The sequence below is a fragment of the Palleronia sediminis genome (assembly GCF_004358695.1).
Classification (GTDB): Bacteria; Pseudomonadota; Alphaproteobacteria; order Rhodobacterales; family Rhodobacteraceae; genus Palleronia; species Palleronia sediminis.
Window position 1 is genome coordinate 169,256 of the sequence record NZ_SNAA01000001.1, and the last position, 25,892, is coordinate 195,147.

At 68.4% G+C, this 25,892-nt stretch carries 23 protein-coding genes and 1 other RNA gene; 6 read left to right on the top strand and 18 right to left on the bottom strand.

Features of this window, described 5'->3' with window-relative positions; translation table 11 throughout:
• Window positions 1-68 precede the first annotated feature (68 nt).
• From E2L08_RS00940 to E2L08_RS00975, 8 genes are all read right to left on the bottom strand, one after another.
• A complete protein-coding gene (locus E2L08_RS00940) occupies window positions 69-2,393 on the bottom strand; it encodes a DUF3772 domain-containing protein (protein ID WP_133395168.1) in 2,325 nt (774 codons plus the stop codon).
• Window positions 2,390-3,418 (bottom strand): cysteine synthase A, encoded by a 1,029-nt coding sequence (locus E2L08_RS00945; RefSeq protein WP_133395169.1) that lies wholly within the window; start codon window positions 3,416-3,418, stop codon window positions 2,390-2,392. The genes E2L08_RS00940 and E2L08_RS00945 overlap by 4 nt, the downstream gene beginning before the upstream one ends.
• A 55-nt stretch (window positions 3,419-3,473) precedes the next feature.
• On the bottom strand, window positions 3,474-4,586 hold the full coding sequence (locus E2L08_RS00950; protein ID WP_133395170.1) for a gamma-glutamylcyclotransferase: 1,113 nt from the start codon (window positions 4,584-4,586) through the stop codon (window positions 3,474-3,476).
• The gene (locus E2L08_RS00955) at window positions 4,583-5,026 is read right to left on the bottom strand and encodes a TrgA family protein (RefSeq protein WP_168771012.1); all 444 of its coding nucleotides are present in this window, start codon (window positions 5,024-5,026) and stop codon (window positions 4,583-4,585) included. Before E2L08_RS00955 ends, E2L08_RS00950 begins: the two co-directional genes overlap by 4 nt.
• Window positions 5,026-6,237: an SAM-dependent methyltransferase gene (locus E2L08_RS00960; RefSeq protein WP_133395172.1), complete on the bottom strand. Its 1,212-nt coding sequence runs from the start codon at window positions 6,235-6,237 to the stop codon at window positions 5,026-5,028. Before E2L08_RS00960 ends, E2L08_RS00955 begins: the two co-directional genes overlap by 1 nt.
• Window positions 6,238-6,359: 122 nt before the next feature.
• The gene (locus E2L08_RS00965) at window positions 6,360-7,787 is read right to left on the bottom strand and encodes a cryptochrome/photolyase family protein (RefSeq protein WP_133395173.1); all 1,428 of its coding nucleotides are present in this window, start codon (window positions 7,785-7,787) and stop codon (window positions 6,360-6,362) included.
• Between the two features lie 105 nt (window positions 7,788-7,892).
• Window positions 7,893-9,554, bottom strand: coding sequence for a BCCT family transporter (locus E2L08_RS00970; RefSeq protein ID WP_133395174.1), 1,662 nt, complete (start codon window positions 9,552-9,554; stop codon window positions 7,893-7,895).
• Window positions 9,555-9,682: 128 nt separating this feature from the next.
• On the bottom strand, window positions 9,683-10,684 hold the full coding sequence (locus E2L08_RS00975; RefSeq protein ID WP_133395175.1) for an MDR family oxidoreductase: 1,002 nt from the start codon (window positions 10,682-10,684) through the stop codon (window positions 9,683-9,685).
• A 93-nt stretch (window positions 10,685-10,777) separates the two neighbouring features.
• Between E2L08_RS00975 and ssrA the strand changes: the two genes are divergently transcribed.
• The 5 genes from ssrA to E2L08_RS01000 all read left to right on the top strand — a co-directional run bounded on the left by ssrA (window position 10,778) and on the right by E2L08_RS01000 (window position 13,615).
• Window positions 10,778-11,129: a transfer-messenger RNA gene (ssrA, locus tag E2L08_RS00980) on the top strand.
• 138 nt (window positions 11,130-11,267) lie between these two features.
• Window positions 11,268-11,750: an SspB family protein gene (locus tag E2L08_RS00985; protein ID WP_133395176.1), complete on the top strand. Its 483-nt coding sequence runs from the start codon at window positions 11,268-11,270 to the stop codon at window positions 11,748-11,750.
• A gap of 85 nt (window positions 11,751-11,835) precedes the next feature.
• A complete protein-coding gene (gene fumC / locus E2L08_RS00990; RefSeq protein WP_133395177.1) occupies window positions 11,836-13,227 on the top strand; it encodes a class II fumarate hydratase in 1,392 nt (463 codons plus the stop codon).
• On the top strand, window positions 13,224-13,400 hold the full coding sequence (locus tag E2L08_RS00995) for a DUF4169 family protein (protein WP_133395178.1): 177 nt from the start codon (window positions 13,224-13,226) through the stop codon (window positions 13,398-13,400). Before fumC ends, E2L08_RS00995 begins: the two co-directional genes overlap by 4 nt.
• Window positions 13,397-13,615, top strand: a complete 219-nt coding sequence (locus tag E2L08_RS01000; RefSeq protein WP_133395179.1) for a ribbon-helix-helix domain-containing protein — start codon at window positions 13,397-13,399, stop codon at window positions 13,613-13,615. Before E2L08_RS00995 ends, E2L08_RS01000 begins: the two co-directional genes overlap by 4 nt.
• On the opposite strand, the gene E2L08_RS01005 is transcribed toward E2L08_RS01000, so the two are convergent.
• The 3 genes from E2L08_RS01005 to E2L08_RS01015 are packed head-to-tail and all read right to left on the bottom strand — an operon-like array spanning window position 13,612 to window position 17,006.
• Window positions 13,612-14,961, bottom strand: coding sequence for a cytochrome P450 (locus E2L08_RS01005; RefSeq protein ID WP_133395431.1), 1,350 nt, complete (start codon window positions 14,959-14,961; stop codon window positions 13,612-13,614). The two genes, E2L08_RS01000 and E2L08_RS01005, sit on opposite strands and share 4 nt — an antisense overlap.
• Window positions 14,958-16,214, bottom strand: a complete 1,257-nt coding sequence (locus E2L08_RS01010; protein ID WP_133395180.1) for a hypothetical protein — start codon at window positions 16,212-16,214, stop codon at window positions 14,958-14,960. Before E2L08_RS01010 ends, E2L08_RS01005 begins: the two co-directional genes overlap by 4 nt.
• A gap of 39 nt (window positions 16,215-16,253) precedes the next feature.
• Window positions 16,254-17,006: a cytochrome c biogenesis CcdA family protein gene (locus tag E2L08_RS01015; protein WP_133395181.1), complete on the bottom strand. Its 753-nt coding sequence runs from the start codon at window positions 17,004-17,006 to the stop codon at window positions 16,254-16,256.
• Between the two features lie 93 nt (window positions 17,007-17,099).
• Between E2L08_RS01015 and E2L08_RS01020 the strand changes: the two genes are divergently transcribed.
• Window positions 17,100-17,333: a sulfurtransferase TusA family protein gene (locus E2L08_RS01020; protein WP_133395182.1), complete on the top strand. Its 234-nt coding sequence runs from the start codon at window positions 17,100-17,102 to the stop codon at window positions 17,331-17,333.
• A 63-nt stretch (window positions 17,334-17,396) separates the two neighbouring features.
• On the opposite strand, the gene E2L08_RS01025 is transcribed toward E2L08_RS01020, so the two are convergent.
• The 7 genes from E2L08_RS01025 to purC all read right to left on the bottom strand — a co-directional run bounded on the left by E2L08_RS01025 (window position 17,397) and on the right by purC (window position 25,833).
• Entirely contained in the window at window positions 17,397-19,964 is a 2,568-nt protein-coding gene (locus tag E2L08_RS01025; protein ID WP_133395183.1) for an Rne/Rng family ribonuclease, read from the bottom strand.
• Between the two features lie 466 nt (window positions 19,965-20,430).
• Window positions 20,431-21,759 carry a sigma-54-dependent transcriptional regulator gene (locus E2L08_RS01030; protein WP_133395184.1) on the bottom strand — a complete coding sequence of 443 codons (1,329 nt, stop codon included), beginning with the start codon at window positions 21,757-21,759 and terminating at the stop codon, window positions 20,431-20,433.
• A 4-nt stretch (window positions 21,760-21,763) separates the two neighbouring features.
• Window positions 21,764-23,521 carry a sensor histidine kinase gene (locus tag E2L08_RS01035; protein WP_133395185.1) on the bottom strand — a complete coding sequence of 586 codons (1,758 nt, stop codon included), beginning with the start codon at window positions 23,519-23,521 and terminating at the stop codon, window positions 21,764-21,766.
• Between the two features lie 46 nt (window positions 23,522-23,567).
• Window positions 23,568-24,236, bottom strand: coding sequence for a phosphoribosylformylglycinamidine synthase subunit PurQ (purQ, locus tag E2L08_RS01040; protein ID WP_133395186.1), 669 nt, complete (start codon window positions 24,234-24,236; stop codon window positions 23,568-23,570).
• Window positions 24,233-24,784, bottom strand: a complete 552-nt coding sequence (locus E2L08_RS01045) for a 5' nucleotidase, NT5C type (protein WP_133395187.1) — start codon at window positions 24,782-24,784, stop codon at window positions 24,233-24,235. Before E2L08_RS01045 ends, purQ begins: the two co-directional genes overlap by 4 nt.
• Window position 24,785: 1 nt before the next feature.
• Window positions 24,786-25,016: a phosphoribosylformylglycinamidine synthase subunit PurS gene (gene purS, locus E2L08_RS01050; RefSeq protein ID WP_133395188.1), complete on the bottom strand. Its 231-nt coding sequence runs from the start codon at window positions 25,014-25,016 to the stop codon at window positions 24,786-24,788.
• 49 nt (window positions 25,017-25,065) lie between these two features.
• The gene (purC, locus tag E2L08_RS01055) at window positions 25,066-25,833 is read right to left on the bottom strand and encodes a phosphoribosylaminoimidazolesuccinocarboxamide synthase (protein WP_133395189.1); all 768 of its coding nucleotides are present in this window, start codon (window positions 25,831-25,833) and stop codon (window positions 25,066-25,068) included.
• Window positions 25,834-25,892: the final 59 nt, after the last annotated feature.

Sequence of the window (25,892 nt, forward strand, 5' to 3'; positions counted from 1 at the left end):
GTCTAGCCGGGCTTGCGGGGCTTGTGCAAGGGGGCTCGAGTGCAAATGGCGTCGCGGCGTCTCTGCGTTCAGTGCGGCACTCCGGGCGCCGTCTGGTCGATCAGGCGCACGTCGCGTTGGGGCACCGGAATCGCGATGCCGGCCTCGGCAAAGGCGCGGACGATCTCGTGGTTCATGTCGGATTGCACGTTCAGCACCCAGTTCACGTCGCGCAGGATCGCCCGGATCTCGAAGGTCATGGCGTTGTCGGAAAAGCCCGAGAAATAGATCCACGGCTCGGGGTTCAGCACCACCATCGGATGCGCGCGGGCGATGCCCAGCAGGATGCGCTCGACCTCGCGGGTGTCGGTGCCCAGCGCCACGCGCACCTTGACGATGACGCGTCCGACGAGATTGCCGCGCGTCCAGTTCGTCACCGTCCCCGAGATCAGGTCGGCATTGGGCACGATGACATCGGTACGGTCGAAGGTCTCGATCCGGGTCGAGCGCACCGAGATGTCACGGACATAGCCCATCTGGCCGTTGACCTCGATCCAGTCGCCCTCCGAGATCGGCCGCTCGATCAGCAGGATGATGCCCGAGACGAAGTTCGACACCACGTTCTGCAGGCCGAAGCCGATGCCCACCGACAGCGCGCCCGCGACGATGGCCAGCGACGACAGGTCGATCCCCGCGGCCGAGATCGCGGCCAGCGCCGCGACGAAGACCCCGACATAGCCCAGCCCCGAGACGATGGCGTTGCGCCCGCCGATATCGATGCGGGTGCGCGGCAGGATGGTCCCGCGCAGTGTCGCCTGGATGAACCGGGTCAGCGCGAAGAGCGCGGCAAAGACCAGCAGGAAAGTCAGGAAATCCGAGGGCAGGATCCGCGTGTCGCCGATCGAGAACCCGGCCTGGAACCGGCTCCACATCTCGGTCAGGGCGGAGACGCGCGCCCCCCAGACCAGCGCCAGCACCGGCAGCGCGGCCAGCGTCAGCGCAAAGCCGATCAGCACGGGGGCCAGCGCGTCGGCGCTGCCCTCGGGGCGGCCGGTGGCCACGGCGTAGAGATCGGAGACAAAGCGCTGAAGCAGCAGCACCAGCGCGATCAGCGCCAGCGTCTCGACCGTGGGCACGAGAAGAGCGTCGGTCGCGTTGGCATAGCCCGCCGTCCCGAGCGCGGCGCCCGCGATGGCGGCAATGCAGACGAGCCGCCCCAGCCCCCGCGTGAACGAGCCGCCGAGCGTCGTGTCGACGCCCTCCTCGGCCTCTTCGACCGGACGCTGGAGTTCCTGCACCAGCCGGCCCAGCCGGAACAGGAAGAACGCCAGCGCCATGCGCGGCAGCCAAAGCAACACCGATACCGCGATATCGCTGCGGTCGGTCATGGCGGCCAGCAGCTCGACGAGGATGATGACCCCGGTGGCAAAGCCCACGGCCTTGGTATAGCGGCGGAACGGCTGTCGCCTGTCGGGCGCGACGTTGAGCGGGCCGCGCCGCGTCGGATCGTAGGGCAGCAAAAGCCACGCCAGCCAATGCGCGACCAGCGGCGGCGCGCCCACGATCCAGAGGTTGTCGACAAAAAGCGCGAGCTTGGGGCCGGCGAAATTCGTCAGTTCGAGCGCGACGGCGATCAGCCACAGCCCGGTCAGCGGCAGCACCACCTTGCCCAGCGACAGGACAAAGCCCAGCACGCCGCGCCATCGCGCCGAGTTGTCGACCGCCCAGCTTTCGATCATCCAGACCCACAAGCGGCTGCGCAGGATCAGGAAAATCGCGATCACGGCCAGCGGCGCGGCCACCGGCAAGCGGTCGATCGCACGGCGGCGCACCCGCGGATTGTCCCAGCGCACCGCGATCTCCGAGGCCAGCGCGTCGGCGCCGCCGATCACGACATCGACGGCCCCCACCCAATAGGCGGGGTTGAAGGGAAAGCCCTCGCGCGCGAGCAACTGGCTCGCATAGCGTTCGCGGATGGTCCGGTCGATCTGGGCCACAAGCCCGTCGGCCTCGGTATAGACCTCTTCGGCGGCCACCACGGGGGCGCGCAATTCCTCGAGCTGCGCGTTGAGCTCCATGCGACGCTGCGCGATGGGGATGGGCTCGGGCTGGGCGCCTTCCTCGGGCGGCGGGCCAAGCGCCGCGATCTGCGCGCGGACGGTCTCGATCCGGGCGGCGTTCTGGCTCTGCGCGGCCAGGAAGGCATTGCGGCTTTCGGCGATGCGGGCGCGCAGCCGTTCCAGCCGCTCGGCCTCGGCCCCGTTCTCCAGCGCCTGCTGCACCTCTTCGGCGAGGCGGTTCCAGGCATCGTAATCGGGTGGCTCGACGGTTTGCGCCGCGGCGATCCCCGCCGCATAGAGCAGGATCAGCGCCGCGAGCCCGCGGCGCAGCGCCTGCCCGGTCCTGCGGATCATGCGTCCTGAAAGACGGTCGGCATCTCGGGGCCCGCCGTCTCGAGCCAGGCGGGAACGGGCAGGTTCCGGGAACGCAGGAAGGCGGGGTTGAAGAGCTTGGACTGGTAGCGGTTTCCGTAGTCGCACAGGATGGTCACGATCCGGTGGCCCGGCCCCATCTCGCGCGCCATCCGCATCGCGCCCGCGACATTCGTGCCCGACGACCCGCCGAGGCACAGACCCTCGTGAGCCAGCAGGTCGAACACGATGGGCAGCGCCTCGTCATCGGGGATGCGGTAGCAGAAATCGGGCGTGAACCCCTCGAGATTGGCGGTGATGCGGCCCTGCCCGATCCCTTCGGTGATGGAATTGCCGGGATTTTCCTCGCCGGTGTAGATCTTGAAGAGGCCGGCGCCCTCGGGGTCGGCAAGGCCGATCCTGACCCCCCTGCCCTGCAACGCTTCGGCCACGCCCGCGATCGTCCCGCCCGAGCCCACCGCGCAGATGAAGCCGTCGACCTGCCCGCCGGTCTGGTCCCAGATCTCGGGGCCGGTGGTCTCGACATGGGCGCGGCGGTTGGCGGTGTTGTCGAACTGGTTGGCCCAGATGGCGCCGTGGGGTTCGCTCCGGGCAAGCTCGGCCGCCAGCCGCCCCGAATATTTCACGTAATTGTTGGGGTTCTTGTAGGGCACCGCCGGCACCTGCACGAGCCGCGCGCCCGCCAGCCGCAGCATGTCCTTCTTTTCCTCGGACTGGGTCTCGGGGATGACGATGACGCTCTTGAAGCCCATCGAGGCGCCGACGAGGCTCAGCCCGATGCCGGTATTGCCGGCGGTGCCCTCGACGATGGTGCCGCCCGGCTCCAGAAGGCCCTTTTCGACGGCGTCGCGGATGATGAACAGCGCCGCGCGGTCCTTGACGGACTGGCCGGGGTTGAGGAACTCGGCCTTGCCGAGGATCTCGCAGCCCGTCGCCTCGGACGGCCCCTTGAGGCGGATCAGCGGCGTGTTCCCGACGGCGGCGGCCAGGTCGGCATGGATGGTCATGGGCGCGCTCCTTTTCCCGGCGGCCCTGCATGGTTAGGGGGCCACCGGGTTGAACTCAAGCGAGGGTGCCGCGGTTTCGTGCCCGTTCCAGCCACAAGGCCGAGAGCAGAAGCGGTGAGGTATCGGCCTCGCCGCTTTCGACCAGATCCATCAGCCGCGCAAAGGGGATGACATGGGCGCGGATATCCTCGTTCTCGTCGGCACGCCCGGCCAGCCGGTCGGCGGCATCCGACAGATCGGCGATCCCGACAAAGCTCTCGAGATACTCGGTCAGCACGCCGGGACTGGGGTAATAGCCCGCCACGCGGTGCATCGCGCCGATCTCGACGCGGGCCTCCTCGCGCGCCTCGCGGCGCGCGGCATCGGCAGCGGTCTCGCCGGGGTCGATGCGGCCGGCGATGGGCTCCAGAACCCATGGATAGAGGTCGCCCCGCACGAAAGGCGCAAAGCGGAACTGGTCGATCACGAGGACGCGGTCGGTCGCGGGGTCATAGGGCAGCACGGTCACGGCATCGCCGCTGACCAGCGCCCCGCGATTGATCGGCGCGCTCCGCCCGCCGTCATGGCGTGGATGGGTCAGGTCGATCTCGGCCACCGAGAAGAAATGCACATAGGGCGCGCGCGCGTCGATCACCTCGACCGCATCGCGGTGGATGTCACTGCGCAAGCTGCGCGGCGCGGGTGCCTCGGCCGCGCGCAGCCGCGCCAGCGCCCGCTGGCGGATCGTCGTCATCCTGAACCGCAGCTCGTCGCCGCCGATGGCGCCGAAACCCGCCATGACCTCGACCGCCGCCAGGCGGGTGAGCGCGCCCCAGTCCCGCGCCCAGTCGCTCAGCGACCAGCCCGCGCCCGACGGCTCCTGAGGGGTGGCGGCGACATAGACCTGTGCCGTCACCGGCGCCCCGTCCTGTACGACCTGCCGCGCGGCGCGGACATAGTCGAACCCCGCCTCGTAGAAATCGAGCCGGGCAAGCGTCGTGTCATCCACCTCGAAAAGCAGCCCCCCGGCGCCGTCCCCGCCCGCGACGAGGACGGGATAATCGCCCGCCGCCGCGCGCTCGATCCGGTGGCCGGGCAGTTGCGCGGCGCGGCCGTTTAGCGCGCGCCCGGCCACGGTTTCGCGCAGGGCGTCGTCCAGCAGCGTGCCGAACAGGAATACGGGCGTCATCGCGATACCTTTCCGACCAGCCCCGCGACCAGCCCGATCACGGCGCCGCCGCCGAACAGCGCCGCGAGGATCTGCGGCGCGCCCAGCAGGCGGGCATCGTAGAGCGCGATCTCGATCATGGCTTCCAGTGCCTCGACGGGGCCGTCATAGAACAGGTCGAGCGACCGGCCGATCATCTCGTGAAACGCCCAGGCCCCGATGCAGACGACGGCGGCGGCCACGGCAGTGGTGATGCCGAACCCGATGGCCGTCATCAGGTCCACGCCCGCATGACGCCCCAGGATGCGCCACCCCATGAAAAAGGACAGCCCCGCATTCACCGCGCCGAACACCGTGCCCGCGCGGCCGCTTTCGAGCATCGCGGCGACCTCGGCCGAGATCCACCAGGCAAGCGCGGCAAAGAGCACGCCCGCGACGAGTTTGGCAAAGGTGGGAAACATCAGGCGGGCCGCGTCACCGAGATCTGGGTCACGTCGCAATTACCGCTGTGAAAGGTGGCGGCGCAAGACGTGAGGTAAAAGTTCCACATCCGCCGGAACCGCGCGTCGAAGCCCAGCGCCGCGACCGCGTCCCAGCGGGCGTTGAACCGCTCGTGCCAGCGGCGCAGCGTCTGGGAATAGCTCTCGGCGAACTCGACCGACCCGATCTCGTGCAGGCCGGCGCGGGCGATTTCGGCCCTCAGCGCGCCGGGGCTGGGCAGCATCCCCCCCGGAAAGATGTATTTCTGGATGAAATCGGGCTTGCGGCGATAGACCTGCCACCGCTTTTCCTGGACGGTGATGATCTGCAACGTCGCCCGCGTGCCCGGCCGCAGCCTGTCGCGCACCGCGGCGAAATAGACGGGCCAGTAGCGTTCGCCCACGGCCTCGAACATCTCGATCGAGGCGATGCCGTCATAGGTGCCGCGCTCGTCGCGGTAATCCTGTAGCCGGATCTCGACCCGGTCCGACAATCCCGCCGTCGCGATCCGCTGCCGGGCGAAATCGGCCTGCGCGCGGCTGATGGTCAGGCCCGTGATCCGCAACCCCCGCTCGCGCGCGGCATATTCGGCGAACCCGCCCCAGCCGCAACCGATCTCGAGCACGTGATCGCCGGGCTGCGCCCCCATCTCTTCGACCATCGACGCATATTTGGCCCGCTGCGCATCCTCGAGGCTCTCCTGCCCGGTTCGAAACAGGGCCGAGCTGTAGGTCATCGTATCGTCGAGCCAGAGCCCGTAGAACGCGTTGCCGAGGTCGTAATGGTGGGCGATGTTGCGCGCGGCCTGCCGGCGGCTGTTGGCGCGCAGCCGGAACCGCGCCTGTTCGAACAGGCGCATCAGCGCCATGCCGGGAAAGCCGTCGAACATCTCGTCGTTATCGGCATGGACAAGGTCCATGAAGGCCTGAAGGTCCGGCGTGCTCCATTGTTCGTCGAGGTAGCCCTCGCAAAAGCCCAGATCGCCCTCGCGGATGAGCCGCGCGAATATGTCGGGGTCGTGGATCGCAAGCTCGGCCACGGGACCGGGCGCGCGGCCCTCGGCGCGGAACACCCGCCCGTCGGGCAGGCGGAAATCGAGCCGCCCCCGCGCCATGCCGCTCGCCATCGCGAAGACCCGGCCGAAATAGCGCGGAAGCCCCGCCTGCCCGTCGGTCGAGGTCAGTATCGTCATGCGGCTCTCACCCCCGTTCACGTCCCCGAGGCACCGCGGACGCGGCCCTCCGCCCGGCGCCATGGGCCGGGCAGCGATACGCAAATCGAACGGGCTTGCCCACCCGTCGCCGCCGCCCGCGCCTAGAAGTCGCGCGCGGCATAGGCGTCGAGCGCACGTTGACGCCCCTCCTTGGGGCCGACGATGGGCTCGGCGGGATAGTCGTCGCCCGGCGCCATCGGCCAGCTTTCGGGGATGGCGTCGAAATAGGCGCGGGCCTCGTCCGGCGGATCGCCGGACAGCTCGGCGATGAAGCGGTGCGTATAGCGTCGGTCGCGGTCGAACTTGTCGAGCTGCGTGACCGGGTTGAACACGCGGAAATAGGGCGTGGCATCCGGCCCCGGCCCGCTGGCCCATTGCCAGCCCATCGCGTTCGAGGCCGGGTCCCAGTCGATCAGGCACTCCTCGAACCAGCGGCAGCCGATCTTCCAGTGCGACATGAGGTTCTTGGACAGGTAGCTTGCGACCACCATGCGCGCGCGGTTGTGCATGGTGCCGGTCACGTACATCTCGCGCATGGCCGCGTCGACGAACCGGATGCCCGTGCGGCCCCGCTTCCACGCGACCACCTCGGGCAGGGTCTCGTCCTCGTTCCACGGGAAGGCGTCCCAGTCGCGGCGCCAGTTCTCGGTCATCAGGTGGGGCGTGTGCCACAGCAGGTGATAGGCGAAGTCGCGCCAGACGAGTTCCTTGAGCCAGTCATGCGCGCCGTCCTTGCCCTCGTCGAGCGCGCGCTGGCCCGCATGCCAGCACGACCGCACGCTGATCTCGCCATAGGTGAGGTTCTCGGACAGGTTCGAGGTGCCGTTGACCCCCGGATAATCGCGCCGCGTCGCGTAATCGGCCACGCGGTCGCGGATGAAGGTGCCGAGCCGGGTCTGCGCGGCCTCTTCGCCCACGGTGACATGGCGCGCGACCACCGCCGCGCCGCGCCGCATTCCGGCGCCGAGACGCCAGTCTTCCAGCCGGTCGCTTTTGGGCCACGTGTCGGGCGCCTTGAGTTCCGGGGGCGCGGTCAGGGGCGTGTCGACGCCGCAATCCTTCACCGCGCGCCAATAGGGCGTGTAGACCTTGTAATAGCCGCCCGTCTTGGTCTCGACCGTCCAGGGCTCGAACAGAATATGGCCGCGAAACGCCTTGGCCTCGACCTCCATCGGCTCGAGCGCCTCGCCCACGGCACTGTCGCGCGCGCGCGAGGGCGGGTCGTAGGCGCGCGTCCACCACACCGCCCCCGCCCCGGTCTCGCGCACGAGGGCGGGCAGGATCTCGCTCGCGCGGCCGCGGCGCAGGATCAGCCGCGCGCCGATCCCCTCGAGGCGTTTCGCAAAGCTCTCGACCCCGAGGCCGAGGCGCCATTGCGGCGCGGTGCCGTAGCCCTCGACCACCTCGTCGAACAGAAAGACCGGGATGACCGGCCGGCCGCTGCGCGCGGCGGCGTCTAGAGCCCGGTGATCGGTCAGCCGCAGGTCACGGCGAAACCATAGCAGGATGGGTGAGCTGTCGTCGGGCAAGGGCGTCCTCCGGTCTGGGCGGCGGGGGCGGTTCCCCTGCCCCCGGATACGACCGCGCCCGCCTCGGGAAAAGGCGGGCGCGGGTTTCTCGGTGATGCGGCGCGATCAGTTCGCGCGCTTGATCGCGGCCGTCTCGCTGCGCAGACCCAGCCAGATGCAGACGCAAAGCGCCAGCAGCACGATGGCAAAGGGGAACCCGGTGGTCAGCACCATCGCCTGCAGCGCCCCGAGCCCGCCGCCGATCAGCAGCACCACGGCCACGAGACCCTCGAAGATGCACCAGAACACCCGCTGCGGGATCGGCGCGTCGGTCTTGCCGCCCGCGGTGATCGTGTCGATCACGAGGCTGCCCGAATCCGACGAGGTCACGAAGAACACGATGACCAGCACGATCGCGAGCGTCGAGGTGATCGCCGCCAGCGGCAGTTCCGACAGCATCGCGAACAGCGACAGCGGCGGGTTGTAGGCGTCGATGACCTGCGCCTTGACCGCCGAGCTTTCGGGGTTGGCAAAGACCTGCTCGATCGCGGTCCCGCCAAAGACGGCCATCCACATGACGCAGACGAGGCTCGGGATCAGCAGCACGCAGACGATGAACTCGCGCACCGTGCGGCCACGGCTGACCCGCGCGATGAACATGCCGACAAAGGGCGACCAGCTGATCCACCACGCCCAATAGAAGCTCGTCCAGCCCTGCCGATAGCTGTCATCGGTGCGCCCAATGGGGTTCGACAGTGCCGGAAGGTCGACGATATAGGCGACCAGCCCCGACCCGAAGGCGGCGAGGATGGCGAGCGTCGGCCCCACGATCAGCACGAATACCAGCAGCAGCGCGGCGAGCCCCATGTTGATCTCGGACAGCACCTTGACCCCGCCATCGAGGCCGCGCAGCACCGAAACCAGCGCCACCGCGGTGATCCCCGAAATCAGCAGGACCTGCGTCGTCGAGGTGTCGGGAATGCCGTAGACGTATTCCAGCCCCGACGCCGCCTGCTGCGCGCCGAAACCGAGCGACGTCGCGAGACCGAACAGGGTCGCAAAGACGGCGGTGATGTCGATGACATGACCCCACCAGCCCCAGACCCGGTCGCCGAGGATGGGATAGAAGGCCGACCGGATGGTGAGCGGTAGCCCCTTGTTGTAGCTGAACAGCGCCAGCGCCAGTGCGAGCACGGCATAGATCGCCCAAGGGTGCAGGCCCCAGTGATAGATCGTGGCGGCCATGCCGATATCGCGCGCCTGCGACTGCATGTCCTGGATCACGGCGCCGTCGGGCCCGAAGGGCGTGGGCGTGTTCAGCGGCTGCGACACCGCCATGTGATAGACCGGCTCCAGCACGCCGAAAAACATCAGCCCGATCCCCATTCCGGCCGCGAACAGCATCGCGAACCAGCCGGCATAGCTGTAATCGGGCGTCGCCTCGGACCCGCCGAGACGGACCTTGCCATAGGGCGACACGACCAGCGCGAGGCAAAAGAGCACGAGGATATTCGCCGCCGACATGAAGAACCAGTCGAAGGTGTCGGTCACGGCCGGGCGCAGCCATTCGAAGAAGTTCGACGCCTGATCGGGCAGAAGCAGCGCGTAGATCACGAAGGCCACGACCGACAGGCCCGAAATGGCAAAGACGGGGTTGTGGATATCGAGCCCGAAGGGCCCGATCTGGGTTTCGATATTGTCCTGTCCGATCTCGTATTCGGTGTCGATCGTGTTCACCGTGCCCTCGGGGGACGGGATCCCCTCGGATTGCGTGGTGTCGCTTGGCATGTGCTCGTCCCTCTCGATTTGGTGCCCGCCGACGGGGCGTGCGCGTGCCGGTGGCTATGCTCGCGATACGCTAACGGTAGCGCGGGCGGAGCGCGTGTCACCCGCCCCGTGCGGCCGCCTCGTGCGGCTCAGCCGCCCGCGGCGCCTATCTCGACCAGCACGCGGCCCTTGACCCGGCCCTTCAGGATCTCGGACCCGAGCCGCGGCAGATCGTCGAGCGTGGCTGTCTGGATCATCTGCTCGAGCTTGTCCATCGGAAGCTCGGCGGCGATGCGGCGCCACGCGGCATGGCGCGCCTCGTAGGGTTGCAGCACGCTGTCGATCCCGAGCAGGTTGACCCCCCGCAACAGGAACGGGATGATCCGGGCCGGAACCTCGGACCCGCCCGCAAGCCCCACGGCGGCGGCCGAGCCGCCATAGGCGAGCTGGCCCAGCACCCGCGCCAGCATCGCGCCGCCCACCGCGTCGATACAGCCCGCCCAGCGTTCCGATTCCAACGGTCGGTTCACCGTCTCGGACAGGTCGTCACGCGCGACGATCTCGGTCGCGCCGAGATCGCGCAGGTAGTCGCCGTTCTCGGGGCGCCCGGTCACGGCCGCGACCTTGTAGCCCAGCGCGGCCAGCGCGGCGACGGCGACCGAGCCCACGCCGCCCGACGCGCCCGTCACGAGCACCGGATGGAGGGCGTCGGGGCTCAGCCCATGGGCCTCGAGCGCGTCGATGGCCAGCATCGCGGTCAGCCCGGCGGTGCCCACGGCCATCGCCTGCCGCGTCGTCAGCCCCTCGGGCAGCGGCACCAGCCACTCGGCCTTGACGCGGGCCTTTTCGGCGAAACCGCCCCAATGCGCCTCGCCCACCCGCCAGCCGGTCAGGATGACCTTGTCGCCCACCTTGTAGCATTCGTGATCGGAGGCCTCGACCGTGCCGGCAAAGTCGATGCCCGGCACATGCGGATAGCTGCGCACCAACCCGCCGCCCGAGCCCATGCACAGCCCGTCCTTGTAGTTCAGCGTCGAATACTCGACCGCGACGGTCACATCGCCCGCGGGCAGCCGCCCCTCGTCGAGCGTCTGGACCCCGGCTTGCGTCCCGCCATCCTCGCCCTTTTCCACCACAAGCGCCCTGAACATCCCTTGCCCCTCCGACCTGGATTTCCCCCTTAGGGGTAACGCGGCCGGGATCGAAGGCAACAGCGCAGGCGAAACGCGCGCGGTGGGTCGGGGGCGCTTGAAACCCGCCGTCGGGCGCGCCATATTCATCCTGTCTCGCAAGGGACTATGGACATAAACGCGCACGTAATAAGCGGATCGGACCCGGGGGCGGTACCCGGCGGCTCCACCAATCATCCGGCGTTGGCGGATCATGGGGCCGAAACAGGATCGACGGACGTCTAAAGGTGTTTGCTTTGTCTCGGTGAGGTACCACCGTTATCGGTCCGGAAAAGCATAATTGCCAACGACAATCGTGCTCCGGTTGCTCTGGCCGCTTAAGCGGTTCGAGTGATCGAAACTTAAGCCCTTGCGCCTAGCAGCGTAAGGCGGGGTTCGCAGGCACCTGGCAACAGAAGCCTGCACTTTCCCTCCCCCTTTTCCGACACCCGGCGCCGCGATGCGGATCGTGGGGTTTTCGCACTTTCCCTCGGGGCGAATGTGCCTATTGTCGAATGTGCCGGACGGGCACCTGCCCGGCGGCCTGCCAATAACCGGAGCCCCGATGCCTGCGACGATCGATTACGGAAAGCTGATGCACGGCGCCATGCGGGGTTTGATCCGCGAGGTGCTCGAAGGGGTGCGCGATGCCGGCCTGCCGGGCGAGCACCATTTCTTCATCACCTTCGACACCATGCACCCCGATGTCGAGATCGCCGACTGGCTGTCGGATCGCTATCCCGGCGAGATGACGGTGGTCATGCAGCATTGGTTCGACGATCTCGACGTCACCGAGGACGGGTTCGCGGTCACGCTCAATTTCGGCGACAGCCCCGAGCGGCTTTATATCCCCTATCTCGCGATCCGCACCTTCGTCGATCCTTCGGTCGAGTTCGGGCTGCGATTCGATGGGCCGGACACGGCCGACGACGATGCCGACCTGCCGCCCGCCGACATGATCGAGCTCGACGGCGACGAGGACGAGGGCGCCCCCCCTCCCGGCAAGCGCGAGGCCGAGGTCGTGAGCCTGGACAAGTTCCGCAAATAGGCGCCCGCGCGTCGTTTGCGCTGACGGGATGGACGGGGCCGGACCCCGGCGCTATCCCCGTCGCGACAATCGACAGGAGCGCCGCATGACCGAGACCCGCACCGAAACCGACAGCTTCGGCCCTCTCGAGGTGCCTGCCGACAAGTATTGGGGCGCGCAGACGCAACGCTCGATCCAGAACTTCCCCATCGGCTGGGAACGCCAGCCCATCGCCATCGTGCGCGCCCTCGGCGTCATAAAAAAGGCCTGCGCGCAGGCCAATCGCGACAGCGGCAAGCTCGACCCCCGGCTTGCCGAGGCGATCACCGCCGCCGCGGGCGAAGTGATCGAGGGGCGCTGGGACGACAATTTCCCGCTGGTCGTCTGGCAGACCGGGTCGGGCACGCAATCCAACATGAACGCGAACGAGGTCATCGCCAACCGCGCCATCGAGATCCTCGGCGGCACCATCGGATCCAAGGATCCGGTGCATCCGAACGATCATTGCAACATGGGCCAGTCGTCCAATGACACCTTTCCGACGGCCATGCATATCGCCGCCGCGACCACCGCGCACGAGGTGCTGTTGCCCGGTCTGACGATGCTGGCCGAGGCGCTCGAGGCCAAGGCGGACGAGTTCCGCGACATCATCAAGATCGGCCGCACCCATACGCAGGACGCCACCCCCCTGACGCTGGGGCAGGAGTTCTCGGGCTACGCCCAGCAGGTCCGCAACGGCATTGACCGGATCGAAATGGCCCTGCCCGGCCTCTACGAGCTGGCCCAGGGCGGCACGGCGGTCGGCACCGGGCTCAATACCGACAAGGGCTGGGATACCACCGTCGCGGCCAAGATCGCCGAGATCACCGGCCTGCCCTTCGTCACCGCGCCCAACAAGTTCGAGGCGCTGGCCGCCCATGACGCCATGGTGTTCATGTCGGGCGCCATCCGCACCGCCGCCATGTCGTGCTACAAGATCGCCAATGACATGCGGCTGCTGGGCTCGGGGCCGCGCTCGGGCCTGGGCGAGCTGATCCTGCCCGAGAACGAGCCCGGCTCGTCGATCATGCCGGGCAAGGTGAACCCCACACAGGCCGAGGCGCTGACGCAGGTCTGCGCGCATGTGCTGGGCAACGATGCGGCCATCGGCTTCGCCGGCAGCCAGGGCCAGTTCGAGCTGAACGTCTACAACCCGATGATGGCCTATAACCTGCTGCAATCCATGACGCTTCTGGGTCAGGCGGCCGACAGCTTCACCACCCGGATGCTCAGGGACACCCGCGCCAACGAGGAACGCATCGGCAAGCTGATGCGCGAGTCGCTGATGCTGGTCACGGCGCTGGCGCCCACGATCGGTTACGACAACGCCACCAAGGTCGCCAAGACCGCGCATCGCAATGGCACCACCCTGCGCCAGGAAGCCGTCGGCATGGGCTTTGTCACCGAAGAGGAGTTCGACCGCGTGGTGCGGCCCGAGGACATGATCGGCCCGAAATGAGCACGCCGGTAAACCTCAACCGCGCGCGCAAGGCACGCGCGCGGGACGCCGAAAAGCGGAAGGCCGACGCGAACGCGGCGAAATTCGGCCGCAGCGGTGCCGAGAAACGCGCCGAGGCCGCCCGCACCCGTGCCGAGCGCGACCGCCTCGACGCGCATCGCCGCGAGGAATGACCGCGCGCCCCCTCAAGCGGTCCCTGACGCTCAGGGGGCATCGCACTTCGGTCTCGCTCGAACCCGCCTTCCGGGAGGCGTTCCGCGCCATCGCGGCGCGGGACGGGCGCCCGATCAACGATCTCGCCGCCGAGATCGACGCGACCCGTGACGCCGATGTGGGGCTGGCCTCGGCCATCCGGGTGTTCGTGTTGCGCGACGCGCAGCGCCGCTAGCGCCGCGACAGGCGCAGCCGGATGCCGTCGCGCGCCCGCACGGTCAGATGCGCCTGCGGCATGGGGACATGGCCCGCCATCGTCCCGACCCGCCATTCGGCCAGGAACGCGGCCAGCAGGATCACCCCCTCGGCCATCGCGAATCCCGCGCCGGTGCAGACGCGCGGACCGGCCGAAAACGGGATATAGGCGTCGCGCGCCCGCGCGCGGCCGTTCTCGCTTTGCCAGCGACCGGGATCGAACCCGTCGGGATCGTCCCACAGGCGGGTCTGGCGGTGCAGGTGCCACGGGCTGAGGACGACGATATCGCCTGCCCGCAGCTTGCGGTCGCGGAACGTCTCGGGCGCCGTCGCCTCGCGCACCAGCATCGGCACCGGGGGATAGAGGCGCAGCGCCTCGCGAAAGACGTCGCGGGTGAAACGCAGCCGCGACAGGTTGGCAAAGGACGGATCGGCCATGAAATCGCGGGCCTCGACGGCCACGCGGTCCTGCGTCTCGGGATGCGCGGCCAGCAGGTACATCGCCCAGCCGAAGGCCGCGGCGCTCGTCTCGTGCCCGGCGAGGAAAAAGATCGCCACCTGGTCGACCATCTCGTCGGCGGTAAAGCTCTCTCCGGTTTCGGGGTCTCGGGCCGTCAGGATCTTGGTGGCGAGGTCGTCGGGCGCGCGACCTTCGGCGATTGCGGCCTGCCGCTGCGTGACGAGCGCGGTCATCAGCCGCCGGATGCGCCGTGCCGCGCGCAGCGTGCCGGGGCGGTGGAACCGCGGCATCCAGTCCGGCACGGGCACGAAGGCCGCGAGGTTGAGCAGCGGCTGGCTACGCTGGTAGGCGCGGAACTCGTGGAATACCTGCGCCGCCGTCTCGTGCTCGATCGGGATCGAGAACAGCGTGCGAAAGATCACGTCGGCGGCGGCATGGCTCGCCTCGGGCTCGATATCGATCTCGCCGGGGCGCAGCCGTGCCGACATGGCGCGGGCGGCGTCGAGCATCGCGGGAAAGGTATCGCGTAGCCGCCCCCCTTCGAAGGCGGGGTCGATGAGGCGCCGCTGCCGCTGCCACTCGGCCCCGTTGGTGACGAAAACCGACCGTCCCAGAAGCGGGCGCAGCCCCTCGTTCACGCGGGTGGCCTTGGGAAAGGCCATCGGCCGCTCCTTCAGCACCTCGCGCACGAGATCGGGATCGTTCACCATGAAGGACCGGAAGAACGGCGTGCGGAACTCGGCCATCCAGGCGCGGTAGAGCCGCTCGGGCTGGGCGGACAGGATATCGGCGCGGAACAGCCGCAGGTAGCGCCAGAGCGACACGCGGTCGGGGCGCGGCACGGGTTTGGGCGGGGCGCCCGTCATGCCGCCATCGTGACGTGGCACGAGGCGGGCCGGTCGATCCGGCTGGCCGAGCGCGCGCGCGCCCGGAACCTCGCGGACAGCGTGCGCGGGCCGGCCGTCACGCGGAAATAGTCATAGGCGTCGGGCCGGTCGGGCAGGTTGTCGAAGGCGCAAAGATACTGGAAATGAAGTCGGAAGAACCGCCAGCGCAGCGCGGCCCATGTCTCGGGGCGCAGGGTCTGGGTAAAGGCCGCCGACACGACCAGCGGCCCGCGCGCGTCGGGCGGCGCCACGCCCGATACCGCCACCGGGTCGCAAAGGGCAAAGGCGCAGCCGTCGCCCGGCGCCGTGACGTCGAGCCAGAACAGCCGGTTCGTGCCCGCCAGCAGATGCAGATCGGCCCGCAGGCGGTCGGCTTTCGGCAAAAAGCTCATCATCGGGATCACCTGCCCCAGCGACAGGAACGACAGCACGGGGCCGCCCGCCGGCACACGACCCTGCCGGATCAGGTCGGCCAGCACCGACGCGCCCAGATGCGCCCCCGACGAATGGCCGACGACCAGCACCTCGTCGCATTCCGATCTCAGCGCCTCGGCGATGGCGTCGGCGAACTCGGCCATCCGCGCCTCGAGCGCGGGGGGGTTGGCCCCGCCCCACCGCGCCGCAAACGCGTAATCATGCATCAGGTAATAGGCAAAGAACCTGCCGTCCTTGCGGCGGAACCAGCGCAGCACGGCCCAGACGATCGCGACCGCCGCGACCGCGCCGCCCAGCCATGCCGCCGCGCCACCCGCCGCCGCGGCACCGATCAGCGCGCCGACCGCCCATCCCGCCAAGGCCCCCAGCACCACCGCCACCGCGAGTTGCAGCAGCAGCATCCCCACAGGGTAGAGCGCGGCGATCACCGGCCCCTTGCGCAGCCACATCAGCCGCCGCAGCGCGCCGCTGGCGATATAGGTCCAGGCGGTCTGCGCCAGTTGCGCATAGGTGGCAAGGATGCCGCTCGCCATCGAGGCGCGGACGATATCGGACCAGACGAGAACCTCGATTCGGGCATCCACGGGTTCACCGTCGATCCCGGCGGCGACCGTCCAGCCATAGCGCGCACCGCTGGCCGGGGCGATGGCGATCTCATAGCCCGAGAGCCTGCCCTGCGCCGCGCTTTCCTTGCGGTAGAGTTCGCGATAGCGGCGCGGATGGATCGGATCGTAGCCGGGGATGTAGAACACCCGACGGCGCCGAACGCGTCCCGTGATCTGGCTGGTCGTCTCCATGGCGGAAACGATACAGCGCGAGTGCGGCGGAATTAAGCCTCAGCCGAGACGGGCGAGCGCCGGAAAGGTCTCGAGCAGCCAGAACGAAAAGGCCGAGAACGCCCCCGTCAGCAGCGCCACGCCGACGATCAGCAGCAGCAGCCCCATCGCCTTTTCGATCGCGCCCATATGCCGCTTGAGCCGGTTGAGAACCCCTGTCGCGCGGTTGAGAAACAGTGCGGCCAGCAGGAACGGGATCCCGAGCCCGGCGGCATAGACGGCCAGCAGCGTCGTGCCGCGCGCAACGTTCGCCTCGGTCGCGGCAAGGCTGAGGATCGCGCCGAGTTGCGGGCCGATGCAGGGGGTCCAGCCAAAGGCGAATGCCAGCCCCAGAACATAGGCCCCCAGCGCCGAGCCGCCCCGGTCGCCCGCATCGAGCCGCGCCTCGCGGTCGAGCATCGGGATGCGGAACACCCCGAGGAAATGCAGCCCGAAGACGATCACGACCACGCCCGAGATCCGCGCGAACAGGGTCTGGTTCTGAAGGAAGAACGCGCCGAAGGCCGAGGCGGTGAACCCCAGCAGCAGAAACACCGTCGACAGGCCCATGACGAAGAACAGCCCCGCCAGCGCCGCGCGCCGCCGGCCCGCCGCCTCTCCGGCGGCATCGTTGATCGTGATGCCGCCCATATAGGCCAGGTAGGGCGGGACGATGGGCAGGACGCAGGGGCTGAGAAAGGATAACAGGCCCGCGGCCAGCGCGATGAACATGGCGGGCAAAAGCGCCGCGTCGATAAGGTCGAACCCGAACATGACAGGGGCTTAGCGCGCGGCGGCGGCGGCGTCGACAGCCAGCTCGTCACATCCGCGTTGCGCTTGGCGGGATGCGGGGCCATCCTGCGCGCCATGGACCACGATGCCGATCTCGACGCCCGCGGGCTGCTCTGCCCCCTGCCCGTTCTGAAACTGCGCAAGCGCATCGGCGCGATGCCGCCCGGCACCGTTCTCAAGGTGCTGGCCGACGATCCCGCGGCGGTCATCGACATTCCGCATTACTGCGCCGAGTCGGGGCACGAGCTTGTCGGGACGGCCGAGGTCGACGGCGCCCAGAGCTATTTCATCCGCAAGGCGTCCGCCTAGGTCGCCCGAACGGCCCCGCCCGAACGAAGACAGCCCCGGAGCGTATCCGGGGCTGTCTGCTGCCTAGCGTCCCAACGACCACCAGCCGCGGCGCTTGGGCTTGCCCGCGTCGCCGTCGCCGCCATTGCCGTTGGCGGGTTCGAGCTCCTTGTCCGCGGGCTTGTCCTGCGCCTTGGGCGCTGCCGGTTCGGGCCGGACTGGTGCGACAGCCGCTGCGGGCTCGGCCTGCGGCTCGGGCGCCGGTTCCGGCGTCGGCTCGGATGCGGCCTGCGCCGGTTCCGGGGTTGCCTCGGCCTGCGGCTCGGGCGTGTCCTGCGGGGCCCCGGATACGGTATCGTCGCCCTGGGTGTCGTCGCTCTTGCGGCGGCGGCTGCGAGAACGGCTGCGCTTTTTCCGGGGCGCGGCCTCTTCCTCGCCCTCGGGGGTGTCGGTCTCGGGCGACGCGTCCTGCTCGGCGGTGGCGTCGTCGCCATTCGCCTCGTCATTTCCGTTGCCGTTCCCGTTGCCCTCGTTGTCCCCGTCGCGGCCCTTGCGGCGGCGGCGGCGGCGGCGGCGCTTCTTCGAGGGCGACTCGCCCCCGTCCTCCGCCTCGGGCGCGCCATCCGCGGACCGCTCGGCGATCTCGGTCGCCGCGTCGTCGCGCGCGGGCGGCGCCTCGTCGGCATCGACCGCGTCGCTATCCGCCTCGGCGTCGTAATCGTCCATCAGCGCGGCGCTGCCGGTGATCGTCTCGACCGGTTCGACCACGCGGGTCGTCTGGGTCTTGAACTTCTCGATGCGGAAATCGGGGCTGACGAGATCGGTGCTCGCCTCCATGCGGACGACCATGCCGTAACGCGCCTCGATCTGGAGGACGTGATCGCGCTTGTGGTTCATGAGGTAGTTGCAGATGGCGACGGGCATCGTCACCAGCACCTCGCGCGTCTTCTTGCGCGTCCCCTCTTCCTCGAGCTGGCGCAGGATGGCCAGCGCCACGCTGTCATCCGAGCGCAAAAGCCCCGTGCCATGGCAATGCGGGCAAGGCTGCGTCGACGCCTCGAGCATCCCCGGCCGCAGGCGCTGGCGCGACATTTCGAGCAGTCCGAAGGCCGAGATGCGGCCGACCTGGATGCGCGCCCTGTCGTTCTTGAGCTTTTCCTTGAAATGCTTCTCGACATTGGCGTTGTGCTTGCGATCCTCCATGTCGATGAAGTCGATCACGATCAGCCCCGCGAGGTCGCGCAGGCGAAGCTGGCGGGCGACCTCCTCGGCGGCCTCCATGTTGGTCTTGTAGGCGGTCTCCTCGATGGAGCCCTCCTTGGTGGCCTTGCCCGAGTTCACGTCGATGGCGACCAGCGCCTCGGTGATCCCGATGACGATATAGCCCCCCGACTTGAGCTGGACGGTCGGATTGAACATCCCCGCGAGATAGCTTTCGACTTGGTGGCGCGCGAAAAGCGGCATCGCCTCGTGATAGTGTTTCACGTTCTTGGCGTGGGACGGCATGATCATCTTCATGAAGTCCTTGGCCGTGCGATAGCCATGCTCGCCCTCGACCAGGACCTCCTCGATCTCGCGGTTGTAGAGATCGCGGATCGACCGCTTGATGAGGTTGCCCTCTTCGTAGATCGGCGCGGGCGCGATGGATTTCAGCGTGAGCTCGCGGATCTGCTCCCACAGGCGCAGCAGGTATTCGTAGTCGCGCTTGATCTCTGTGCGGGTCCGACGGGCGCCGGCGGTGCGGATGATGAGCCCCGCGCCCCGCGGCACGTCGATCTCCTCGGCGATCTCCTTGAGCTTCTTGCGATCCGCGGCCGCCGTGATCTTGCGGCTGATGCCGCCGCCGCGCGCCGTGTTGGGCATGAGCACGCAATAGCGCCCCGCCAGCGACAGGTAGGTGGTCAGCGCCGCGCCCTTGTTGCCGCGCTCTTCCTTGACGACCTGCACCAGCAGGATCTGGCGGACCTTGATGACCTCCTGGATCTTGTACTTCTTCGCCCGCGGCTTGCGGGGACGGCGCAGCTCCTCCTGGGTGTCGTCGTCGGCAACGGCCTCGATCGTCGAGTCGCGCTCGGCGGCATCGTCGGCCGCGACGTAGGGCCGGGGGCCCTCGTCGTCGTCATGGGCGTCATCGTCGCCGGGCGCGGTCGCGCCCTCGTCGCCGCGGGCCACGTCGACCACGTCCATGCCGGGAATGCCCTCGGTCAGCGCGGCGGTCTGCGCCTCGGCGATGGCGTCGGCCTCGGGGGCGGCGTCCTCATCGGACCCCTCGCCCGTATCGGTATCGGCCACGGCGCGATCCTCATCCGACCTGCGCGACCGGCCACGCTTGCGGCCGTTCTGGTCCTCGTTCTCGCGCCGGGCCTCTTCCTCTTCCTCGGCCATGAGGGCCTGCCGGTCGGCGACCGGGATCTGGTAGTAGTCGGGATGGATCTCGGAGAACGCCAGGAATCCGTGGCGATTGCCGCCGTAATCGACGAAAGCCGCCTGGAGCGACGGCTCGACCCGCGTGACCTTGGCTAGGTAGATATTCCCCGCAAGCTGGCGCTTGTTCTCGGATTCGAAATCGAAATCCTCGACCTTGTTTCCATCCACCACCACGACGCGGGTTTCTTCCGCGTGGGTGGCATCGATGAGCATCTTCTTTCCCATGAAACCTTGTTCCGCACCCATCCGGTCGGATCGCGGCCTGGGGCCGTCTTCTGCCATGCTGGGGGCTTGTCTGCGGCGATGCGGGCATCCGTCCTGCAAGCCTGCCCCGCCGATAGCGGCGGTCGGGGCGGCATCAGGGACTGGAGGGCGTCGCGCATCGCGGTTTTAACTCCGGCACGGCGTCGCGTGCCACTTGTGGCACCCCAACCATCGCGGTTCGGGCATGATCGGCTTGCACAGCCGCCCGAAACACGGGCCGGGCGCACAGCGATATCGGTATCCGGCTCCTCCGGCAAAAACGCACGCGGAGCCTTGCGCGCAGCATAGGTGCTTGGCCGGGCGGAATACAATCCCAAACTGTCGCGGACCCTGCCGCGGCGGCAAGGTTCGCGCCGCGGGCCGGCCGGATCGCCCGCGTTTCTCTGTTTCCGAAAATACTCATGCGACGCCGGCAAATGGCGCCACCTCAGCCGAGGTAGTCGGACCGGCTCAGCCCGTATTTGGCCATCTTCTCGTTGAGGGTCCGGCGCGGCAGGCACAGCTCGTCCATGACCGCGACGATCGAGCCGCGGTGCCGGCGCATGGTGTTGTCGATCAGCATCCGCTCGAACGCCTCGACATATTCCTTGAGCGGCTTGCCCTCGGTGGTCATGCCCGACACGCTGTCCTCTTCGCCGGCCATCAGCAGCGACGAAATCGAACCCGAGCCGCGGCGGTTCTGCATCACCGCCCGCTCGGCCACGTTGACGAGCTGGCGGATGTTTCCCGGCCAGGGCGCCTGTAGCAGCTGCGCGGCCTCCTGCGCGCTGACCTCGGGCGCGTCGTAGCCGTATTCCTCGGCCGAAAGCCCCGCGAAATGCGAGAACAGCGTCAGGATATCCTCGCCGCGCGCGCGCAGCGGCGGCAGGGTGATCTTCATCGTGGCGAGCCGGTAATACAGATCGGGGCGCAGCACGTCCTCGCAGGTCTTGCCCTGCTCGCTGAGGTTCGAGATCGCGATCAGCCGCGTCTCGGCTGGCTGTCCCTGGTCGTTCATCCAGGCCAGCAGCCGCGCCTGCAACGCGGCCGGCAGCGCGTCGATATCCTCGAGCACCAGCGTGCCGCCGCGGGCCTGCTCGAGCAGCGGGATCTCGTCCTCGGAGGGGCCGAAGAGCGTGCGCTCCAGCGCCTCTTCGCCCTGCCCCGCGCAGGAAAACAGCACGAACTTGCGCCCCGCCTTGGCACCGACCGCGTGCAGCGCATGGGCCACCAGCGTCTTGCCCGTGCCGGTCTCGCCGTCGATCAGGACGTGCCCGTCGGCCTGGCCGAGATCGAGGATATCCTCGCGCAGCCGCTCCATCACCGGCGAGGTGCCGATGAGCTTGCGCATCAGGCCCGACCCGTCGGACAGCTCGCGCCTGAGCGCGCGGTTGTCGAGCGTCAGCCGGCGCGCCTGCACCGCGCGGCGCGCAAGCTCGGTCATGCGCTCGGGGTCGAACGGCTTTTCGAGGAAATCGAAGGCCCCCATCCGCATCGCCTCGACGGCCATCGGCACGTCGCCATGGCCGGTGATCATGATGACCGGCAGCGAGCTGTCGCCGCTCATCAGGCGCTTGAGAAAGGCCATGCCGTCCATGCCCGGCATCTTGATATCCGAAATGACGATGCCCGGAAAATCGGGCGAAAGCGCCTTCAGCGCCTCTTCGGCCGAGGGGTAGCTTTCGGTCTCGAACCCGGAAAGCTGCAACCACTGGCCGATGGATTGGCGCATGTCCTTCTCGTCGTCCACGATGGCGATCTTGATGGCGGTTGCCATGGCGTCACTCCGCTGCCTGCATTCCGATCTCCCGAATGGGAAGGATCATGTCGAAAACGGCCCCACCCTCGCGGCCGTTCCGCGCGGTGAGCCGCCCCCCGAGATCCGCCACGATCCCGGACGAGATGGCAAGCCCCAACCCCGTCCCGTCGCCGGGCGCCTTGGTGGTGTAGAACGGCTCGAACAGGCGGTCCAGATCGGCGATACCCGTGCCGTTGTCGCGCACTGTGAGCACGGCATTGGCCCCTGCCGACAGGATCAGCTCGATCCGGGGGGTCTCGTCCTGCCGGGCCGCGTCGATGGCGTTGCGCAGCAGGTTCACGATGACTTGTTCGACCCGGATGCGATCGGCGAGGATCGGCACGGGGCGGTCGGGGATGGATCGGGCCAGTTCGACCGAGCGCTGTTTCAGCGTCGGCTCCATCAGCGACAGCGCCGACGAGACGCAATCGCGGAAATCGAGCGGCTCGAACGCATCGCCCCCCTTGCGCGCATAGCTCTTGAGCTGGCGCGTGATCGCCCCCATCCGTCCGATCAGGTCGTCGATGCGATGGAACGAGGCCAGCGCCTCGTCGACGCGGCGACGCTGGATCAGCAGGCGTGCACCGGCAAGATAGGTCTTCATCGCGGCGAGCGGCTGGTTCAGCTCGTGGCTGACGGCGGCCGACATCTCGCCCAGCGCGGCCAGTTTCGAGGTCTGCGCCACGGTCTGCTCGGCCACCTCGAGGTTCTTTTCCGCCTTTTCACGCCCGGCGATCTCGCGTTGCAGCGCGGTGTTGAGCTTGCGCAGCTCCATCGATTCGCGCTGGAACAGGGTGATGCGCGACATGGCCTTTCGACTGACGAGAAAGAACACCGCCGCCAGCAGCAGCGCGAATCCCATGATCTCGAGCGCGAGCACCCCGTTCACCCGCTCGCGCACGCTGGCATAGGTGGTGAAACTGGTCATGCGCCACCCCTGGAACGGGATGCGGGTCGACTGGCTCATCACCGCCTCGCCGCCCAGGTAGGCGTCGGGCGGCAACACCGTCCAGTCGGTCGTGGCCTGGATCGCGCGCTGGATCGCCCCCACGGGCGAACGGCGCTGGAGCGCGGCCTGCTCGCTCAGCCCGCGCCACCGGCTTTCGGTGGACAGGATGATCCGCCCCTCGCTGTCGGTGACCATGACGGCATCCGAGAACCCCGCCCAGGTCTGCTCGAACTGACGCAGATCGACGCCGACCACGATGACGCCCGACAGCACGCCCTGCGCCTCGACCTTGCGCGAATAGGTGAAGTTGAAGCTGCCGCTATCGCCCTGCGTGGTGTTGAACACCGTGTCGCGCGACCGCACGGCCTGCACGAAATAGGGCGCCTGGCGCATGTTGGCGCCCAGCGTCCGCCGCTCGGTCGAGGCCACGACCCGCCCGTCGCGGTCCAGAAGCGTGAGCGAGGCGGCCCCGATCTCGTCGAGATACGAGATCAGCCTTTGCGTGGTCGAGGTATAGTCCTGCCCGTTCAGCGCCCCGATCAACGCCGGGTCGAGGCTCAGCAGCAGCGGCACGACGCTCGCGCGCTGCAGCGTCGACATGAGGTTGCCCGAGTAGAGCGCCAGCCGCACCTCGGCGCGATTGCGCGTGTTCTCGGTAAAGCGTTCGGTCAGCAGCGCGTTCGAGATCCACAGCGTCGCCACCGCGATCACGCACAACACCGCCACCGCGCTGCGCACGATCCAGCGCCGACGCAGATCGCCCCGGCGGATGATCTCGTTCCCGTCGATCATCGTCCGATCCTATGCCGGTGCCGCCCCACCCACAAGGCGCAGCCCCTCAGGCCGGGGCGAAGGCGCCGGCCAGCCCCTGGAACAGCGGCAGCCCGTCGGTCGAGCCCAGCGCCGGATCGGCGGCGCGTTCGGGATGGGGCATTATCCCCAGCACCCGGCCATTGGCCGACAGGATGCCGGCGATGTCGTGCCGCGCGCCGTTGGGGTTCTCGGCATAGGTAAAGGCGATGCGCCCCTCGCCGCGCAGCATTCCCAGCACCTCGTCATCGGCGGTATAGTTGCCGTCGTGATGCGCGATCGGGATCGTCGCGGGCCGCGCCGTGTCGAAGGCGCGGGTGAACGGGCTCTCGGTCTCGCCCACCAAAAGCGGGACGGGCCGGCAGATATACTTGATCCCGGCATTGCGCACCAGCGCGCCGGGCAGCATCGCGGTCTCGGTCAGGATCTGGAACCCGTTGCAGATCCCCAGCACATAGCCCCCCCGCACCGCGTGATCGGCCACCGCGCGGCACACCGGCGAACGCGCGGCGATGGCCCCCGCCCGCAGGTAGTCGCCATACGAGAACCCGCCCGGCAGGCCCACGACATCGACCCCCTCGGGCAGGGTCGTTTCCTTGTGCCACACCATCTCGACGCTGAACCCCGCGGCGCGGAACGCCACCGCCAGGTCGCGATCGCAGTTCGAGCCGGGAAAGACGCAGATCGCGGCCTTCATGCGCCCGCCCCCCGCTCGGCATCCAGCCGGTCGAGCAGCGCCGGCGCCTCGGCCCAGCCCGTCAGGCGATGCGCCACATCGGCGCCCTGGTTGTGCAGCGCGTCGAAACAGATGCCGATGCCCACGAAGCTTTCGAAATGGCCCGACTTGTCGTCGATCAGCGCATCGGCGCGCACGACGCTCTTGTCGCCGCAGAACACGAACCGCATCGGGTCGAGGAACGGGAAATGCCGCTCGAGCCACGCGGTCTTGTGCACGCAGGACGCGGGATATTCCATCGCCGCCGTCGCGATGAAGACCTCGTGGCGCTCCGCGATCTCGGCCAGCGCCTCGCGCGCGCCCTCCATCACGTCGATGGCGGCAAAGAACCCGCCCTTGTGCAGCTCGGTCTCCATCGCGGCCGCATGGGCCGGCTCGACCAGCGTGTCGAGCTTGACGCCGCGCAGGTCGTCGTCGCTCCAGCGATAGCCGAAGAGCCGGCCGTAAAGCGCGCGCTTGGCGCGAGCGGTGTCGGCGATGACCTCGTCCATGTCCACGGCGACGCGCATCTCAGACGAACTCGATCCGGTAGCTTTCGATCACCGTGTTGGCGAGCAGCATCTCGCACATCTCGCCCACCCGCGCCGCGGTGGTGCCGGGCGCAAGGTCGAGCTCGATCACCTTGCCCTGCCGCACGCCCTCGACGCCCTCGAACCCCATGGCGCCCAGCGCATGGCGGATGGCCTCGCCCTGGGGGTCGAGAACGCCCTCCTTCAGCATGACATGAACCCTGGCCTTCATCGCGCCGCCCTGCCCCCGTCTTCTCTTTCCGAAATACCCGATCCCGCGCTCAGTTGATGAGCGTCGGCTTGGTCGTGTGCGTGACGTTGGACGGCAGCACCCCGAGCCGGCGCGCCACCTCGGTATAGGCATCGGCGAGCGAGCCCAGATCGCGGCGGAACACGTCCTTGTCGAGCTTCTGGCCGGTCTGGATGTCCCACAGCCTGCACGAATCGGGGCTGATCTCGTCGGCGACCACGAGGCGCTGGAACTCGCCCTCGGAATCCCAGACGCGGCCGACCTCGATCTTGAAATCCACCAGCTTGATGCCGACCGCCAGCATGACCCCCGACATGAAGTCGTTGACCCGCAGAGCCAGCGCCACCATGTCGTCGAGATCCTGCTGCGATGCCCAGCCGAAGGCCATGATATGCTCTTCGGAGACGAGCGGATCGCCCAGCTTGTCGTCCTTGAGGCAGAACTCCACGATGGGGCGCGGCAGCGCCGTTCCCTCGGCGAGGCCCAGCCGCGTCGACAGCGACCCGGCCGCGAAATTGCGCACGACGATCTCGAGCGGGATGATCTCGACCTGCTGGACGAGCTGCTCGCGCATGTTGAGCCGGCGGATGAAATGCGTGGGCACCCCGATCTGCGCGAGCCCGGTCATGAAGAACTCGCTCAACCGGTTGTTGAGCACGCCCTTGCCGTCGATCACCGCGCGCTTCTCGGCGTTGAAGGCCGTGGCATCGTCCTTGAAATACTGCACGAAGGTCCCCGGCTCGGGGCCTTCATAGAGGATCTTGGCCTTGCCTTCGTAGATCTTCTTGCGACGTGCCATGTCGGAACAACTCCTGACCGGGGCGCGCGGCGCGTCCCGTTCTGATGGCTTGCCCTATA

Coding starts and splice junctions, on each gene's coding strand:
- E2L08_RS00970 (WP_133395174.1), bottom strand. CDS start 9,554: ATGCCAAGCGACACCACGCAATCCGAGGGGATCCCGTCCCCCGAGGGC.
- E2L08_RS01010 (WP_133395180.1), bottom strand. CDS start 16,214: ATGGAGACGACCAGCCAGATCACGGGACGCGTTCGGCGCCGTCGGGTG.
- E2L08_RS00985 (WP_133395176.1), top strand. CDS start 11,268: ATGCCTGCGACGATCGATTACGGAAAGCTGATGCACGGCGCCATGCGG.
- fumC (WP_133395177.1), top strand. CDS start 11,836: ATGACCGAGACCCGCACCGAAACCGACAGCTTCGGCCCTCTCGAGGTG.
- E2L08_RS00960 (WP_133395172.1), bottom strand. CDS start 6,237: ATGACGATACTGACCTCGACCGACGGGCAGGCGGGGCTTCCGCGCTAT.
- purC (WP_133395189.1), bottom strand. CDS start 25,833: ATGGCACGTCGCAAGAAGATCTACGAAGGCAAGGCCAAGATCCTCTAT.
- purQ (WP_133395186.1), bottom strand. CDS start 24,236: ATGAAGGCCGCGATCTGCGTCTTTCCCGGCTCGAACTGCGATCGCGAC.
- E2L08_RS00940 (WP_133395168.1), bottom strand. CDS start 2,393: ATGATCCGCAGGACCGGGCAGGCGCTGCGCCGCGGGCTCGCGGCGCTG.
- purS (WP_133395188.1), bottom strand. CDS start 25,016: ATGAAGGCCAGGGTTCATGTCATGCTGAAGGAGGGCGTTCTCGACCCC.
- E2L08_RS00950 (WP_133395170.1), bottom strand. CDS start 4,586: ATGACGCCCGTATTCCTGTTCGGCACGCTGCTGGACGACGCCCTGCGC.
- E2L08_RS00975 (WP_133395175.1), bottom strand. CDS start 10,684: ATGTTCAGGGCGCTTGTGGTGGAAAAGGGCGAGGATGGCGGGACGCAA.
- E2L08_RS01035 (WP_133395185.1), bottom strand. CDS start 23,521: ATGATCGACGGGAACGAGATCATCCGCCGGGGCGATCTGCGTCGGCGC.
- E2L08_RS01025 (WP_133395183.1), bottom strand. CDS start 19,964: ATGGGAAAGAAGATGCTCATCGATGCCACCCACGCGGAAGAAACCCGC.
- E2L08_RS01000 (WP_133395179.1), top strand. CDS start 13,397: ATGACCGCGCGCCCCCTCAAGCGGTCCCTGACGCTCAGGGGGCATCGC.
- E2L08_RS01015 (WP_133395181.1), bottom strand. CDS start 17,006: ATGTTCGGGTTCGACCTTATCGACGCGGCGCTTTTGCCCGCCATGTTC.
- E2L08_RS00945 (WP_133395169.1), bottom strand. CDS start 3,418: ATGACCATCCATGCCGACCTGGCCGCCGCCGTCGGGAACACGCCGCTG.
- E2L08_RS01030 (WP_133395184.1), bottom strand. CDS start 21,759: ATGGCAACCGCCATCAAGATCGCCATCGTGGACGACGAGAAGGACATG.
- E2L08_RS00955 (WP_168771012.1), bottom strand. CDS start 5,026: ATGTTTCCCACCTTTGCCAAACTCGTCGCGGGCGTGCTCTTTGCCGCG.
- E2L08_RS00995 (WP_133395178.1), top strand. CDS start 13,224: ATGAGCACGCCGGTAAACCTCAACCGCGCGCGCAAGGCACGCGCGCGG.
- E2L08_RS01020 (WP_133395182.1), top strand. CDS start 17,100: ATGGACCACGATGCCGATCTCGACGCCCGCGGGCTGCTCTGCCCCCTG.
- E2L08_RS01045 (WP_133395187.1), bottom strand. CDS start 24,784: ATGCGCGTCGCCGTGGACATGGACGAGGTCATCGCCGACACCGCTCGC.
- E2L08_RS01005 (WP_133395431.1), bottom strand. CDS start 14,961: ATGACGGGCGCCCCGCCCAAACCCGTGCCGCGCCCCGACCGCGTGTCG.